Origin of the sequence: Streptomyces sp. cf386, from assembly GCF_900103585.1 — a bacterium.
Lineage (GTDB): Bacteria > Actinomycetota > Actinomycetes > Streptomycetales > Streptomycetaceae > Streptomyces.
The window spans coordinates 385,602-400,423 of sequence record NZ_FNHV01000008.1; the positions used below are offsets into that span (position 1 = coordinate 385,602).

Genomic DNA, 14,822 nt, shown 5'->3' on the forward strand with positions numbered 1-14,822 from the left:
GGTTCAGCCGATCTGCGCGTTCTTGGAGACGGTGGCCTGGTCGATGTCGGAGGTCCGCACGGTCACGGAGATCTTCCACTCGCCTGCCATGGGGATCTGCACTCCGCTCGCCGACCAGTGTCCGGTGGAGATGTGGTCGGGGACGACGGGCAGCGGCCCGATGTCCTGGGACTCAAGGGTGAAGGCGATCTTCACCTCGGGGATGTCGAAGGCACGCCCGTTGGGCCGCTGCACGTAGACGTGCATTTCGTTGCCGCCCACGCGCGCGGGATCGAGGTCGACCCGTACGACGCCCTTGCCGTCCTCGCCGCCGGTGTCGAAGGACATGTCCAGGGTCAGCGCCCCGGACGACGACGTGTCGGTGGAGGCGGACGACGTGGCCGCCTTGGCCTCTTCCTCCGTACGCCCCGGTTCGGTCGACGTCAGCATGGTGGTGACGGCGAGCAGGACGACGGCGACGCCTGCCTCGGCGAGCACGGAGCGGCGCAGCCCGAACCGGTTCGGGTCGGCGTCCCGCTGCCGCTTCTGCCGTGCCGTGTCGATCGCGTCCCGTTGCCGGGCGAGCTGGGCGGCGCGCTTGGAGTCACCCTTCTCGGATGCGGCGGCGGAGACGCTCTTCTTGCCGGAGGTCGAGGTGGAGGCGGATGCGGAGGTGGATGCGGAAGTACCGGCCTTGGCAGTGGCGTGCTCCTTCTCGCCGTCGACCGCTTCGCCCTCGACGGCCTCTTCCTCAACGACCTCACCCTCGACGGCCTCGCCCTCGACCGCCTTGCTGTCGGCCGACTCCCCCTCGACGGCTTCCGTCGCCTTCCGGGCCTTCCCCGCGACCGTGTCCGCCAGCCGCCCCGTCCACCGCCGCGAGATCCACGCGATCCCGACGAGCAGCACGACGAGCCCGATCTTGACCAGCAGCAACTGCCCGTACCGCGTGCCGGTGAACGCCGACCACGACCCGAGCTGTCGCCATGACTGGTAGATCCCGGTCGCGACCAGCGCCAGCACGCTGCCGAAGGCCACGCGTGAGAACCGTCGTACGGCGGACGCCTCGACGGGTGTGTCCGTGGGCGCCCAGTACAGCGCCACGAGCAGTGCGGTGAGCCCGCCGAGCCAGCCTGCGACGGCCATCAGGTGGACGATGTCGACGGGCATGGCGATCCCGGCCTGGAGCCCGGTCGAGGCGTGTTCGGACATCGCCCAGCTCGCCGCGAGCCCTGCCGCCACGACGGTTCCGCCGACGGCGAGCCCGAAGGTGAGGTCCCGCTTCTCCTCGTCCTCCCGCTTCTCGTACGCGCCGAACAGCACCGCGATGAACAGTGCGGCCGCGGCGAGCAGCAGCAGCCGGGACACCAGGGCCGCGCCGGTCTTGGTCTGGAGCACCTGCCCGAGCAGGTCCAGGTCGAAGATGTCGCCGACCTTGCCGGTGCTGGTGTACGAGCCGCGCAGGAGCAGCAGGCCGAGGGTGGCGGCGGTCAGGGCCAGCCAGCCGGAGACGACGAGCCGCTGCAGCGCCCGTACGCCTGTTCCGCGCTGCCAGCAGGCGAGCACGAAGGCCGCGCCGCCGACCATGACGATGAAGCCGGCGTACGAGACGTACCGCCCGAACCCGTAGAGCCAGCCGACGACTCCGCCGCCCGCCTCCGGCCCGGAGACCGAGACGCTGGTCTGCGAGGGGGCGCCGATGGAGAAGGTGTAGGCGCCGGCGACGGGATGGCTGTCCTCGGACACCACCTGGTAGGTGACGGTGTAGGTGCCGTCGGGCAGGCCGCTGTGGAGTTTCACGGCGTATGTCGTGCCGTTGAGGTTGGCCGGGTCGCCCTGGTCGATGCGTTTGCCCTTGGGGTCGAGCACACGCAGGGAGTCGTCGGACAGGGCGACCTTCTCGGAGAAGGTCAGGGAGACCTGCGTCGGCGCCTTGTCCACCACCGCCCCCTGCTGGGGGGCGCTGCCGGTCACCGCTGCGTGTGCGGAGACCGGCCCGGCACCGGCGAGGAGCAGGCCGGTGGCGGCCAGGAGCAGCAGCACCAGGGTCCGGACTCGCGACGGCATCCGGGGCCGGACGCGGGGGGCGATGGTCTGGGTCAAGGCGATCTCTCCCTCAGTGTCCGGTCTTCGGGTTGTACGTCGGGGACTTCACCGGCATCTCGACGGTGACCGTGCCGGACTCGGCGAAGTGGAGCTTCACGGTCACCTTCTCGCCCTGCTCGGGCTTGCGCTTCAGCTTCTCGAACATCAGATGGCTGCCGCCGCTCTTGAACACGAGTTGACCGTGTGCGGGGACGTCGACGTCCTTGACCTCCTGCATCGACGATCCGACGGTCTCGTGGGCGGTCACCTCGCCGACGTCGCTGGTGACGGAGGTCAACTTGTCCTTCGTTCCGCCCTTGTTGGTGACGGTCAGGAAGCCGGCCGCCATGGAGTCGGAGACCGGCTGCGGGATGTAGGCGCCGCTGACGGACAGTTCGGCCTTGGAGTCCTCGGAACCGCAGCCTGCGAGGACCAGCGCTCCGGTCAGTACCGCGGCGGGCGCGACGAGACGCCTCACGGCTTGGCTCCCTTGATGAGCTTGGGGAGGTCCTTGGTGTACTCGTCGACGGTGGCGTCCTCGGTGTAGAGGACGTATCCGGCGTCGGTCTTCGGTGAGAAGGCGACGACCTGGGTGCCGTGGGTGGAGACCATCTTGCCGTTCTTGTCCTTGTGCGGCGGCTCGATGGAGATGCCGAGGGTGCGCGCGCCGGCCTGGATCGTGTCGAAGCTGCCGGTCAGGCCGACGACCTGCGGGTCGATGCCCTTGAGCCACTTGCCGAGCGCGGACGCGGTGTCGCGCTCCGGGTCGGTGGTGACGAACACGATGCGCAGCTCGTCCTGTTCGGCCTTGGGCAGCTGCTTCTTGGCGACGGCGAGGTTGTTCATCGTCAGCGGGCAGACGTCGGGGCAGTTGGTGTAGCCGAAGTAGATCAGCGTCGGCTTGCCCTGGGTCTCCTTGCGGAGGTCGTACTTCTTGCCGTTCGTGTCGGTGAGGACCAGGTCCGGCTTCTCGAACGGCTTGTCGAGGACGATGGCGGCCTTGTCAGAGCCGGCCTCCTCGGAGACCACGGTGACGGGTGCGGCGCTGTCGTCACCGCTGCCGCAGGCGGAGAGGGTCAGGGTGGCGGCGGCGAGCAGGGCTGCCGCGGCGAGTGGTGTCTTACGCATGCTGCTGCAATCTCCCGGGGGACGACCCCCGGCCCCGGCCGGGAGCCAGTGGGCCGGGACACGGGGGCGTCCCTAGGTGTGGGTGTACGGGTTGGTCAGGCGTTGGTGCGCCGACGGCCGGCGAGTACGCCGTAGGCCACGCCGAGCGCGCCGACGACGATGCCGACCACGCCCAGGACGCGGGCGGTGGTGTCACTGCTGTCGGCGGGCTCGGCGGCCTCGGTCTTCGCGGCGGCGGCCTCTGCGTCGTCGGAGTCGGAGGCCTGGTCGGAGGAGGACGCGCCGTGGTGGCCGTCCTCGGCGGCGGACAGTGCGAGGACCGGCGCCGGGTTCTCGGGCTCGTCCTGGCCCTCCTGTGGGACCTCGATCCAGCGCACGACCTCCTTGTTGGAGTAGGTCTGGATCGCCTTGAAGACGAGTTCGTCGGTGTCCTCGGGCAGGGTGCCGACGGAGACGGGGAACTTCTGGAAGAAGCCGGGCTGGATGCCCTTGCCGTCGGCGGTCCAGGTGACCTTGGTGACGGCCTCCGTGATCTTCTTGCCGTGCATCTCCAGCGGCTTGTCGAGCGTGGACTTGGTGACCTTGGCCGTCCAGCCGGGAACGGCTTCCGGCATCACGGAGGCCAGCGGGTGGTCGGTCGGGAAGTTCACTTCGAGCTTGGTGGTCGAGGCGTCGTCGCGCTCGTTGGGCACCTTGAAGTCGACGACCGCATAGCCGCCCTTGGCCGCGGTGCCCTCGGGCTGCACGCTGACGTGGGCGAAGGCGGGGACGGACAGGGCGAGCACGGCCGTGCCGGTGAGCGCGCCCGTGGCGACGATACGAGAGGCCTTCATGCTGAGCACTCCACTGTGAATGAGGTTCGGATTCCGGTGGTGAAGAGGAGTACGCGGGCGCAGGGGTGCCCGATCAGGCCCACCGCGAGGGAAGGTTGGCCGATCGGAAACCGGGTACGCGCGCGTGCCGCACGACGGCGGCCCCTCAGCCCACTTCGGTTCGTGTCTGCAGTGGAGTGGCGGTCGCGTCGTGTCAGGCGGCGAGGACGAGTGCGTCGCCGGTCGGCGGGCCGCGCCTGATCACGGAGTGCTGGAGTGCGAGGGTGCGGGGCTCGGGCGGGCCGGAGTGTTCGGCGCACGGGACGCGCGGGCCGGCCTCGGGAGCGCCGGGCAGCCCGGCACGCAGGGCGCGCACCAGCGCGAGCGCCCCGCGCAGGGATCGTACGAACGCCCCTTCGGTGACCGAGTGCGCCGACAGGGCGGACATCTCGGCGATGCGCAGCAGGGCCAGGTCCCCGCGGCGCAGCAGCCACCCCGCGACGAGTGCCGCGAGGAGGTGGGCCAGCACCATGGGCAGGGACGGCAGGAGTGATGCGGAGGCGTCCGTGGCAGCGGAGATGCCGTCCGCCGCGGGGTGCGAGGTGTGGGTTCCCGTGGCCGGGTGGAGCCGTGCCTCGGTGAGGAGTTTCTCGGCCTGGGCGGGGCTGATGGCTGCGGCGGCGGTACCGCAGACGAGTCGCGCGGCCTGCTCGACGAGCGCGGCGTCGGAGGTGGCCGCAGTGCTGGAGACCCCGGTGGCCGCGCCGTGTTGGCCGAGCCCGAACAGGGTGTGCAGGGCGGTCTGGCCGGCCGCGAGCAGTGCCGCGATCCCGGGCAGCGAGCGCTGTCGCCCCGCGAACGGCACCGTGACCAGGAGTACCCCGAGGAACCCGGCGCCCAGCGTCCACAGCGGGATCGTGGCGCAGGAACCCAGCGCGTGCCCGACACCGGCCAGCACGACGCAGACCGCGGCGAACACCGCGGCCCGCAGTATCCGGAGATCTCCTCCGGAGCGCACTGTGCGCGGGTGGGGGGCAGTCATGGCGGGCTCATCATCGCACTGGCCTTATGACCGCCATACGGCAGGTCCGCAAGATGAGGTACGAGCGGTTCGGGACGTACGGGGCGATAGGGATCGTACGACCGGAAGATCACCCTCTGGTGTGGGCCGACCCTACATACACCGATTCCAACGTGGGCGCATCGACCATATGGGCGGCATCACGTCAAGGATGTGCTTACACCCCCGCACTCGCGGCAATACGTAACGGTATGTCGAGCCGCGGCCAGGAGGCTGGAGCATGAGCATCTGGTGGTCACTCCATCTGCGGCGGGAAGCTGCGAGCGTGCCGCTCGCCCGGCGGTTGCTGATCGGCACCATGGAGACCGCGGGCGTCGACCCGGACGTCTCGTACGACCTCTCCGTCGCCCTCAGCGAGGCCTGCGCGAACGCCGTGGAGCACGGCGGTGACAGCGCGCCCGACGGTTCCCCCCAGGCGTACCGCGTCACGGCCTATCTGGACGGCGAGAAGTGCCACATCGAAGTGGCCGACTCGGGCCCCGGCTTCATGGCACCCCTCGCCCCCCGCCCGGCCTCCACGGACGCCGAGAACGGCCGCGGCCTGTGCCTCATCGAGGAACTCGCCGACCACGTCCAGATCGGCAACAAGCCGGGGTGGGGCGGGGCGGTGGTGAGCTTCGACAAGATCCTGAAGTGGCGGGAGGACGCACCGCTGATGGCGGTGTAGCGCCGGCCGCGTCGCTGAAGAGAGGCCACCGACCAGGCATCGGGGCCCGGAAGCCACCCACTTCAGCTTCCTCAGCACTCACAGCCTCCGCACAGCGCCACCCCAAGCTTCTGACGGGTGGCGTCCCTAACTTCCTGGCCATGACGGGAAATCACAAGGACAAGTCGATCACTCGGCGCCGCGCGATCGTGGTGACCGGCGGTACGGTCGCGGCGGGCGGGCTCGCCGTCGCCGGCTACCAGGCGGCCTTCGCCGACACCAGCACGACGACGACCGAGGCCGCGGCGACGGCAAGCACGACCGCCTCGGAGAGCTCCGGTTGCATGACGCTGATGTCGAGCGTCACCGAAGGCCCCTACTACCTCGACAACGCCCTGGTGAGAAAGGACATCACCGAGGGCAAGAGCGGTGTCCCGCTCACCCTGCGCCTCACCGTCGTCGACGCCACCGACGGCTGCACCCCGGTCAAGGGCGCCGCCGTGGAAATCTGGCACTGCGACGCCTGGGGCTACTACTCCGGCTACACCACGGCCAACCCCGGCGGCTCCGCGCCCGCCGAGAGCGAGGACGGCTCGACCGCCAACGACAACACCTACCTGCGCGGCTACCAGATCGCCAACGCCAATGGGGTCGTCAAGTTCGAGACGATCTTCCCGGGCTGGTACACCCCGCGCACCTGCCACATCCACCTCAAGGTGCACACGGGCGGCCAGAAGGAGGACGGCACCTACGAGGGCGGCAAGGTCAACTACACCGGCCAGCTGTTCTTCGCCGACGACATCGCCGAGGAGATCTTCACGCTGGAGCCCTACTCGAAGCACTCCGGCAGCTACACCACCCTCGACAACGACATGGTGTACGACGGCGGTGGCGCCTCCAGCGGCCTGCTGACCCTGAAGGCCGTGCACAAGACGGAACCCGCCAAGGGCTACAAGGGCTTCCTCACCATCGGTGTCGACCCCGACGCCGAGAACACCGGCGCGGGTAGCGGCGGCGGTGGCGGCGAGGGCGGTACGCCCCCGAGCGGCGCCCCCGGCGACGCGCCCAGCGGCACCCCGTCGGCCGCGGCCTCCTCGTAGGGGGTACGACCATGAGCAGCCGTGAGGACGAGGCGCTCGCGCAGGCCGCCGTGACCGCGCTGACCGGGCAGTTGGCCCTGGCTCCCAAGCCGGGCCTGCCCGATCCGCGTGACCTCGGCGCCCGCGTCACCCGCCGGGACCACCGCATGCTGCGCTGGTCGGCCAAGTCGCTCGCGCCGGGCCTCGCGGCGATGGCCGCCGCCGCCCGGCGCACGGGCGAGCCGACGCCGGGGCTCCGTACGGAACTCGGCGCGATCGGCAGGTGCACCGAACACTCCGTGCACCTCGCCGGTGGCGGTCACCGGGGCGCGCTGTGGGCGCTCGGCCTGCTGGTAGCCGCGGCCGCGCTCGACCCCCGGGCCGGTGCGCGGGACGTCGCCGCGACCGCCAAGCGCATCGCCGCGCACACCGACAAGCGTGCCCCGCGCAAGCCCTCCCGGGGCTCCTCGGTGTCCGCGAAGTACGGCGCCGCCGGGGCGCGGGGCGAGGCACGGGCCGGATTCCCGCACGTACGGCGGGCGTTGGACGCGCTCACCGAAGCCCGCTCGGCCGGCGCCACGGAGGAACAGGCCCGTCTGGACGCCCTGCTCACCGTGATGGCCACCCTCCAGGACACCGAACTGCTCTACGCCGCGGGCCCCCTCGGACTGCGGCACGTCCAGGCGGGTGCCCGCGGAGTCCTGGAAGCGGGCGGCACGGCCACCGAGGCCGGCGCACAGGCCCTGACCGCCCTCGACACCGACCTCCACGCGCGCGCGTGGAGCCCGCGGGGGAGCGCGGGGCTGTTCGCGGGGGCGCTCTTCCTGGACTCACTGCCGGTCAGCCAGTCCGCCGGCACACGAGCGAGGGCCGCCTGACCCGCCCCGCCACACCCGCCGGCCCGTCGGGCCTTCACGAACGGCGATGGCCGGGCACCCTCCGGGCCCCGGCCATCCATCCCTCGATCCGACGTCAGCCCTTCAGGCCGGCCATCCAGATCTCCACCTCGTCCGACCGCCGAGGCAGCCCGTCGCTGAGATTCCGGTTGCCGTCCTCGGTCACCAGGATGTCGTCCTCGATCCGCACCCCGATGCCCCGGTACTCCTCCGGCACGGTCAGGTCATCGGCCTGGAAGTACAGCCCCGGCTCGACGGTGAGCACCATGCCGGGCTCCAGCACACCCTCGACATACGTCTCGGTCCGCGCGGCGGCACAGTCGTGCACGTCCATGCCGAGCATGTGCCCGGTCCCGTGCAGCGTCCACCGCCGCTGCAGGCCCAGCTCCAGGACCCGCTCCACCGGCCCCTCGACAAGCCCCCACTCGACGAGCCGCTCGGTCAGCACACGCTGCGCCGCGTCATGGAAGTCCCGGTACTTCGCACCCGGCTTCACGGCCGCGATACCGGCCTCCTGGGCGTCGTACACGGCGTCGTAGATCTTCTTCTGGATCTCGCTGTACCGGCCGTCGATCGGCAGCGTGCGCGTGACGTCGGCGGTGTAGTACGTGTGCGTCTCGACGCCCGCGTCGAGGAGCAGCAGATCACCGGAGCGCACGGGCCCGTCGTTGCGCACCCAGTGCAGCGTGCAGGCGTGCGGACCGGCCGCGCAGATGGAGCCGTAGCCGACGTCGTTGCCCTCCACGCGCGCGCGGAGGAAGAACGTGCCCTCGATGTAGCGCTCGGAAGTCGCCTCGGCCTTGTCGAGGACCTTCACCACGTCCTCGAAGCCGCGCACGGTCGAGTCGACGGCCTTCTGCAGTTCGCCGATCTCGAACGCGTCCTTGACCAGCCGCGCCTCCGACAGGAAGACCCGCAGTTCCTCGTCCCGCTCGGCGGTGACCTTGTCGGTCAGTGCGGCCTCTATGCCGGCGTCGTAGCTCCGTACGACCCGCACCGGACCCGTCGCCTCCCGGAGCTTGTCCGCCAGCTCGCGCACGTCGGACGCGGGGATGCCGTACAGCTTCCCCGCCTCGGTGAGCGAGTGCCGGCGGCCGACCCACAGCTCGCCCTGGCCGGAGAGCCAGAACTCGCCGTTCTCGCGGTCGGAGCGCGGCAGCAGGTAGATCGTCGCCTTGTGACCGCCGTCGACGGGCTCCAGGACGAGCACGCCGTCCTCGGTCTGGTTGCCGGTGAGGTACGCGTACTCGACCGAGGCGCGGAAGGGGTACTCGGTGTCGTTCGACCGCGTCTTCAGGTTGCCCGCCGGGATCACCAGCCGCTCACCCGGGAACCGCGCCGACAGCGCGGCACGCCGCGCGGCGGTCTCGGCGGCCTGGGGAATCGGCGCGAGGTCGCGCAGCTCCGTGTCGGCCCAGCCGGACTGCATGTTCTCGGCAAGCTCGTCGGACACGCCCGGGTACAGGCCGTTCTTGCGCTGCTTGATGGGCTCCTCAGACTCAGTCTCCGGGGTCTCCGGGGTGAGCTCGTCGGCCACGGTCATCCTCCTCGATACGGCACTGGACCCCCTCCATCGTACGGTCGTACGGAAGGGGGCCCAGGGGCGAATGGCCTGTTACACGGCAATCGACGGCCGCTGTTATGTGCCTCACTGTTCGCCTGTTATGGGCGACTACGCGCGCGTGGCGGCCGGCTACACGAAGCGAACCAGTCGAAGCGAACGGCGAAGCGACCTACTCGAAGCGGGCCGCCAGCAGGACGACGTCCTCCTCGTCGTCCGCCAGGTCGAGCCCGTCCGGCAGCACGGTCCGCAGGACGTGGTCGACGACGGCGTCCGGGTCGTGCCGGATCGCCCTGGGCACGCCGGCCGCAGCCGAGTGCAGCCGGGCGAAGGCGCGGTCGGTGGGGTCGCCGGTGCGGTGCAGCAGCCCGTCGGTGTACAGCAGAACCGTCTCTCCGGCTTCCGCCGTCATCTCCACGCTCGGCGCCTCCCAGCAGGCCAGCATGCCCAGCGGCGCGGACACGGACGTCTCCACGAACTCCGTGCGCCGATCGCCGATCAGCAGTGGCGGGGTGTGCCCGGCACCGGCGAGCGTGATCTTGCGCAGGGCGGGCTCGCAGTAGGCGAACAGGGCGGTGGCGGAGCGGGCCGGCTCGGTGAGTCTGAGCAGCAGTTCCAGGTCGGACAGGACCGCGACCGGGTCCTCGCCCTCCATGACGGCGTACGCCCGCAGGCTCGCCCTGAGCCGGCCCATCGCGGCGACCGCGCTGGGCCCGGACCCGGTCACCGAGCCGACCGCAAGGCCGAGCGCGGCGTCCGGCAGCGGCAGCGCGTCGTACCAGTCGCCGCCCCCGCGCGGGCCGGTGCGGTGCCGGGCTGCCAACTGGACGCCGGCCATGCGCGGCAGCCGGGACGGGAGCAGTTCCTCGGCCATCGTCCGCATGCACGCGCGCGTGCGCTCGACTTCGAGGAGCCGGGCCAGGTGCTCGGTGGCGTAGCGGGTGTACAGGCCGACGAGGTGACGCTGGCGCTCGGCCGGTTCGGCGGGCTCGTCGTACAGCCACACGGCGGCGCCGAGGCGCCCGGCGGCGTCGGTGGACAGGGGGAGGGCGTAGCTGGCGGCGTAGCCGAGGCGTGCGGCCACCTCGCGGTGGCGGGGGTCGAGCTGGTCCTCGGCCAACAGGTCGGGCTCGGCGATCTCCCCGTCGCCGCCCGGGAGGCCGTCGAGGATCCTGCCGTACGACATCACGCTGCGCGGCACGGTCTCGATGTGTCCGAGGTCGGCCCGGGCGAGGCCCAGCCCGATCGTCGTGTCGGGGCCCAGCCCGTCCGCCGGTTCCAGTACGACGAGACCGCGCCGGGCGCCCACGAGGGCGGACCCGGCGCGCAGGATTTCCTCTATGGCCTCGGCGAGCGTGTCCGTGCGGGCCAGGCGCTCGGTGAGTTCGTGGAGTGTCGTGAGGTCCGAGACCCAGCCGGCGAGACGGTCCTGGAGGACCAACCCTGGTGGGTTGGGTGGCGGGACCGCTGAGGCACCCGAGGCCGCGTGCGCGGGCGCGACAGTGTGTGCGGGCGAGGGAACCGTCGAATCGATTCCGGCCACTTTCGGAGGGTGGGGAGCGTTCATGGCGTCCGGCTTTCCGACCGGTGCGTATTGCTCAAAAGCATCGCAAACCCCCATGTCATTCTGCGCCGCTAGCAGTGTCTCCACATGTACACGCACTCGTAAGGGGATGTCCAGCATTGTCCTGCTGGGATTCCTGGTGTCCGTGGGCAACCAGAGCAGTCGTCGTAGATCTCTTGCACAAAGGCAAAGTTGGCTTAAAACTGTGGCAGGGAAGGGGGTATTGCGGTCGACTGGTTTCGCTCCACAGAGCGTCACAGCGGTCGTGATGGGTACGTACTCGGTGAAGGCCAGGGGTGGTTGACAACCACCCGGAACCTGGTGACGGACCCGGGCGTCTTAGCCACCGACGGCCGTGCCCCATCCTCCCGTGGCGGAGGCGAAGAGAAATACGCGGGACAGCAAAACGCCAGACTTCGCCACCCCACGCCACGCCCATGCTTTTGCCAGACGCAGTATGGACGGGGCTGCCGCGGACGCAGCCAACGCTCGACCCATAGGGGTTTCCCTTGCCCAGGGCAGGGGTGTGATGCGCCATTAGGTACGCACAGTGAAGTGATCGACACATGGTGTGATGTGGCCCACGGTGTTGCCAGCGGTGCAACGGAAAGGAACGAGCGCTCATGCGCGAGATCCTCGGAAAGCGACGCAGGCTCCTGCGCGGCGACGGGAGGCCTGAGGTGATCAGCGCGGCCCTGACCTTCGCGACTCAATGGCAGTGGCCCGTACTTCCGGGCGTGGCGGCGGATCCGCAGAAGCGGGATCGCTGCGGTTGTCCGGACCCCGAGTGCACGGTGCCCGGTGCCCACCCCTTCGACCCCGGCCTCCTCGCGGCGACCACCGACGAGCGCATGGTGCGCTGGTGGTGGGGCAACCGGCCCGCGGCCCCGATCATCCTCGCCACCGGCGGCACGGCGCCCTGCGCGGTCAGCCTCCCCGCCCTGCCGGCGGCGCACGCCCTCACCGCACTCGACCGCATGGGCATGCGCCTCGGCCCGGTCGTCGCCTCGCCCGCCCGCTGGGCGATCCTGGTGAAGCCGTACTCCATGGAGCAGCTGGGCGAACTGCTGTACGCCAAGGACTTCGTCCCGGGCTCCCTGCGCTTCCACGGCGAGGGCGGCTATCTCGCCCTGCCCCCGTCCGAGACGGGCCAGGGCCCCATCAGCTGGCAGCGCGCCCCGCTGCCCGGCTCGGCCTCCCCTTGGGTGCCCGATGTGGAGGCCGTGGTGGACGCCGTGGTCGAGGCCCTCACTCGTACGGGTGTGAGCGCACCCGAGTTGTAGGGGTGTCCGGCGCGCGCGGAACGGGACACGCGCGCGTGGTCGTTACATTCCGCTGTATGCCCCGTCACGCTGAGACACGCCGCCCCGGCTCAGGAAAGATCCGTCTGTTCGCCCTCACCGGCGTCGTGGTGGGCGCGGTCGCGCTGCCGCTGGCCGTCGCCTCCGCGGGACCCGTGGGCGAGGAGGAGCGCGCCCTCGGCCATACGTCACGCAAGTCCGAGCGCCCTTCGGTACGTCCCTCGCCCGCCACCGACGCCAAAGGGCGCTCCGCCGAGCCCGACGACTCCCCGCTGCTGCTCGGCCTGGGCCTGGCCACCGCCACCCGCTGCGGCCCCGAGCTCACCTCTCCGGAGGGCATCGAGGCGCAGACCTGTGTCCTCACGCAGGGTGAGGAGACCTGGGCGCGCACGTACTTCCGCAACGCGACCGGCGGCGCGCTGGACTCCGTGCTGAGCCTCATGGGGCCCGGTGGACGCACCGTGCAGATGCGCTGCGCCGGGGGCGCCGAGGACGAGCCGGGCACGTGCGAGACGCCCCGGCGGCCCACTCTGGGGAGTCTGGACGCCTACACGGCGGTCGCGGAATTCGCTGGGCGGGCCGGGAACGGGCCGCTGCTGCTGCGCGCCGCGAGCAACTCCGTACCGGACAATTCCACGGCGTCCACGGGCCGTTGACACGCGACGTCATTCTGTCAATGACCGCGCGCATGGAAAGACCCGGTTGCTGGCGACGGGGGATGCACCAGCAACCGGGCTAATGGAACGGTAACAAGAGATCGGCGGTTCGCAAATTCGATCCGGGCTTTCAAGTCACGGATTCCCTTGCTCCGCTTGGGAGTTGTGATCGGATTCACCCCTCCCGCGAGGGCCGGTTCGGCTGAACGGCCGTTCAGCCGAACCGGATCTCCAACCTGTGTGTCAGCTGAGCGTGACCTGCCGGTTGGTCAGGCCGCCACGCGCGCGGCGCTCGTCCGCGGTGAGCGGAGCGTCCGTCGCCAGGGCCGCGGCGAGGCGCTCGGCGAACTCGGCCGCCGGCTTCTCCACGTCCTCCGCGCCGATCTCGCTCGGCAGGTCCCAGACCGGCACGGTGAGGCCGTGAGCGCGGAAGGAACCGACAAGCCGGGTGCCCTCGCCGAGGCTCGACCTCCCGGCCGCGTGCAGCCGCGCGAGAGCGTCCAGAAGCTGCTCCTCGGGGTGCGGCATGACCCAGCGCAGGTGGTTCTTCTCCGGCGTCTCGCACCAGTAGGCGGCGTCCACGCCGGTCAGCTTCACGGTCGGGATGGCCGCGGCGTTGGCCCGCTCCAGGGAGGCGGACACCTCCGGAGTGGCGTTCTCCGCGTCCGGGACCCAGAACTCGAAGCCCGAGTGCACAACTGGCTCGAACGCGCCTTCGGGGTCGAGCAGATCCTGCAGTCGCGGACCGTCGGCCGGGGCGCGGCGGCCCTGGATCGGCGTGCCGGGCTGGGCGATGAGGGCCTGCTGGAGGGTGTCGGCGAGATCGCGGCTGATGTCGCCCGACGCCGTGTCGTTCTGCAGGCCGAGCAGCACCGAGCCGTCGTCACGGCGCAGGGCCGGCCAGGCCATCGGCAGGACGGTGGCGAGGGTGACCGACGGGACGCCCTCGGGGAGGCCGCCCTTCAGGGGCAGCTCGACGGTGGCGGCCGGAACCAGTTCACGTAGGGCCACCCAGTCGCACTCGGACGGCAGCCCCTCGAACGGGCGGTGCACCAGCTCGGTCACCGCGTGGGCGGCGGCCCGGCCGTGACAGGCCTTGTAGCGGCGGCCACTGCCGCAGGGGCAGGGCTCGCGTGCGCCGACAACCGGAACCTGTCCATCAGCGCCTACGGCGCGGGCCCCGTCGACGATCTGCGGGCGCTTGGCCTTGGTCTGAGGTCGCTTCTTGGCCATCGTGGGTGTCTCCCGGTTACGGCTCGTCTGGTACGGCGCGAGCCTAGCCGTTCACGCCATGGCCGACGGGAGCCTGTGGACAACCCGCCGGGTCGTGTGCCGGACGGGGAGCCGTTTCGCGCAACCGGTGCGCTCAGTCCAGGTCGTCGAAGGCGTCCGCGAAGTCGAGGCCGGATATCGCGCCCACGGACGGGGCTGCGACGCGCGTAGCGAAGTCGTCGCGGCGGTGCCCGGCATCCGGATCATGCACGTCGTCGTGGACCACGACCCAGACCGTGACCTCGCCGCGGGCGTCGTCCCGTACACCCCAGTCGTCGGCCAGGGCGGTGATGATGTTCAGCCCGCGGCCGCCGTGTGCGGTGACCGAGGGCGTGGCTGGAGCCGGGCGGGTGGGCCCGCCGCCGTCCGTCACCTCGACCGTGAGTCTGCCGCTCGTGTCCACGCGCCATGCGGCCCGGACGTCGCCGTCCCCGGACAGCGCGTCGCCCAGTGGTCGGCCGTGTTTGCACGCGTTGCTCAAGAGTTCGGAAAGAATCAGTACGGCGTCGTCGATGACCGTTTCCGCAACCCCGCCCGTACGCAACTGCGAGCGCATACGGTGTCTTGCCTTACCCACGCCCGCAGGGCCATGGGGTACGGCCATGCTCGACGACGTGGGCACCTCCTGTGCCACCACCAACGCCACCCCCGAGACCTCCTTTGCCCCACGCCACGGTGTGGATGCCCCATTGGCCTGTACCGGAAACCGGCCAATCAATGTCCGGTGACGCATTCACAACGATCGAATACGGACCGAACGCG

Annotated in this window: 14 protein-coding genes; 5 read left to right on the forward strand and 9 right to left on the reverse strand. The window is 70.8% G+C overall.

The window, feature by feature from the left end; genetic code table 11:
- Positions 1 to 3 precede the first annotated feature (3 nt).
- The 5 genes from BLU79_RS22900 to BLU79_RS22920 form a co-directional block, all read right to left on the reverse strand.
- Positions 4 to 2,082 carry a copper resistance CopC/CopD family protein gene (locus BLU79_RS22900; RefSeq protein WP_371131910.1) on the reverse strand — a complete coding sequence of 693 codons (2,079 nt, stop codon included), beginning with the start codon at positions 2,080 to 2,082 and terminating at the stop codon, positions 4 to 6.
- 13 nt (positions 2,083 to 2,095) lie between these two features.
- A complete protein-coding gene (locus tag BLU79_RS22905) occupies positions 2,096 to 2,542 on the reverse strand; it encodes a copper chaperone PCu(A)C (protein WP_093907713.1) in 447 nt (148 codons plus the stop codon).
- Positions 2,539 to 3,192, reverse strand: coding sequence for an SCO family protein (locus tag BLU79_RS22910; protein WP_093907714.1), 654 nt, complete (start codon positions 3,190 to 3,192; stop codon positions 2,539 to 2,541). Before BLU79_RS22910 ends, BLU79_RS22905 begins: the two co-directional genes overlap by 4 nt.
- Before the next feature lie 95 nt (positions 3,193 to 3,287).
- Complete coding sequence (locus BLU79_RS22915; protein WP_093907715.1) at positions 3,288 to 4,025, reverse strand: YcnI family copper-binding membrane protein; 738 nt, start codon at positions 4,023 to 4,025, stop codon at positions 3,288 to 3,290.
- Positions 4,026 to 4,218: 193 nt separating this feature from the next.
- A complete protein-coding gene (locus BLU79_RS22920; RefSeq protein WP_093907716.1) occupies positions 4,219 to 5,046 on the reverse strand; it encodes a hypothetical protein in 828 nt (275 codons plus the stop codon).
- A 259-nt stretch (positions 5,047 to 5,305) separates the two neighbouring features.
- Here BLU79_RS22920 and BLU79_RS22925 point away from each other — a divergent pair, with 259 nt between their 5' ends.
- The 3 genes from BLU79_RS22925 (at position 5,306) to BLU79_RS22935 (ending at position 7,688) form a co-directional block, all read left to right on the forward strand.
- A complete protein-coding gene (locus BLU79_RS22925) occupies positions 5,306 to 5,752 on the forward strand; it encodes an ATP-binding protein (protein ID WP_093907717.1) in 447 nt (148 codons plus the stop codon).
- A gap of 140 nt (positions 5,753 to 5,892) precedes the next feature.
- The gene (locus BLU79_RS22930; RefSeq protein WP_177001138.1) at positions 5,893 to 6,831 is read left to right on the forward strand and encodes an intradiol ring-cleavage dioxygenase; all 939 of its coding nucleotides are present in this window, start codon (positions 5,893 to 5,895) and stop codon (positions 6,829 to 6,831) included.
- Positions 6,832 to 6,842: 11 nt separating this feature from the next.
- Entirely contained in the window at positions 6,843 to 7,688 is an 846-nt protein-coding gene (locus BLU79_RS22935) for a triphosphoribosyl-dephospho-CoA synthase (protein WP_093907718.1), read from the forward strand.
- Between the two features lie 94 nt (positions 7,689 to 7,782).
- On the opposite strand, the gene BLU79_RS22940 is transcribed toward BLU79_RS22935, so the two are convergent.
- Positions 7,783 to 9,249, reverse strand: a complete 1,467-nt coding sequence (locus BLU79_RS22940) for an aminopeptidase P family protein (RefSeq protein ID WP_093907719.1) — start codon at positions 9,247 to 9,249, stop codon at positions 7,783 to 7,785.
- Positions 9,250 to 9,439: 190 nt separating this feature from the next.
- Positions 9,440 to 10,951, reverse strand: coding sequence for a PP2C family protein-serine/threonine phosphatase (locus BLU79_RS22945; protein ID WP_177001139.1), 1,512 nt, complete (start codon positions 10,949 to 10,951; stop codon positions 9,440 to 9,442).
- A gap of 503 nt (positions 10,952 to 11,454) precedes the next feature.
- Between BLU79_RS22945 and BLU79_RS22950 the strand changes: the two genes are divergently transcribed.
- Positions 11,455 to 12,114, forward strand: coding sequence for a bifunctional DNA primase/polymerase (locus tag BLU79_RS22950; RefSeq protein ID WP_093907721.1), 660 nt, complete (start codon positions 11,455 to 11,457; stop codon positions 12,112 to 12,114).
- A gap of 56 nt (positions 12,115 to 12,170) precedes the next feature.
- Positions 12,171 to 12,788, forward strand: a complete 618-nt coding sequence (locus tag BLU79_RS22955; RefSeq protein ID WP_093907722.1) for a hypothetical protein — start codon at positions 12,171 to 12,173, stop codon at positions 12,786 to 12,788.
- 243 nt (positions 12,789 to 13,031) lie between these two features.
- On the opposite strand, the gene BLU79_RS22960 is transcribed toward BLU79_RS22955, so the two are convergent.
- Positions 13,032 to 14,021, reverse strand: a complete 990-nt coding sequence (locus tag BLU79_RS22960; protein ID WP_093907723.1) for a DUF5926 family protein — start codon at positions 14,019 to 14,021, stop codon at positions 13,032 to 13,034.
- Between the two features lie 133 nt (positions 14,022 to 14,154).
- Positions 14,155 to 14,793 (reverse strand): ATP-binding protein, encoded by a 639-nt coding sequence (locus tag BLU79_RS22965; protein ID WP_093907724.1) that lies wholly within the window; start codon positions 14,791 to 14,793, stop codon positions 14,155 to 14,157.
- Positions 14,794 to 14,822: the final 29 nt, after the last annotated feature.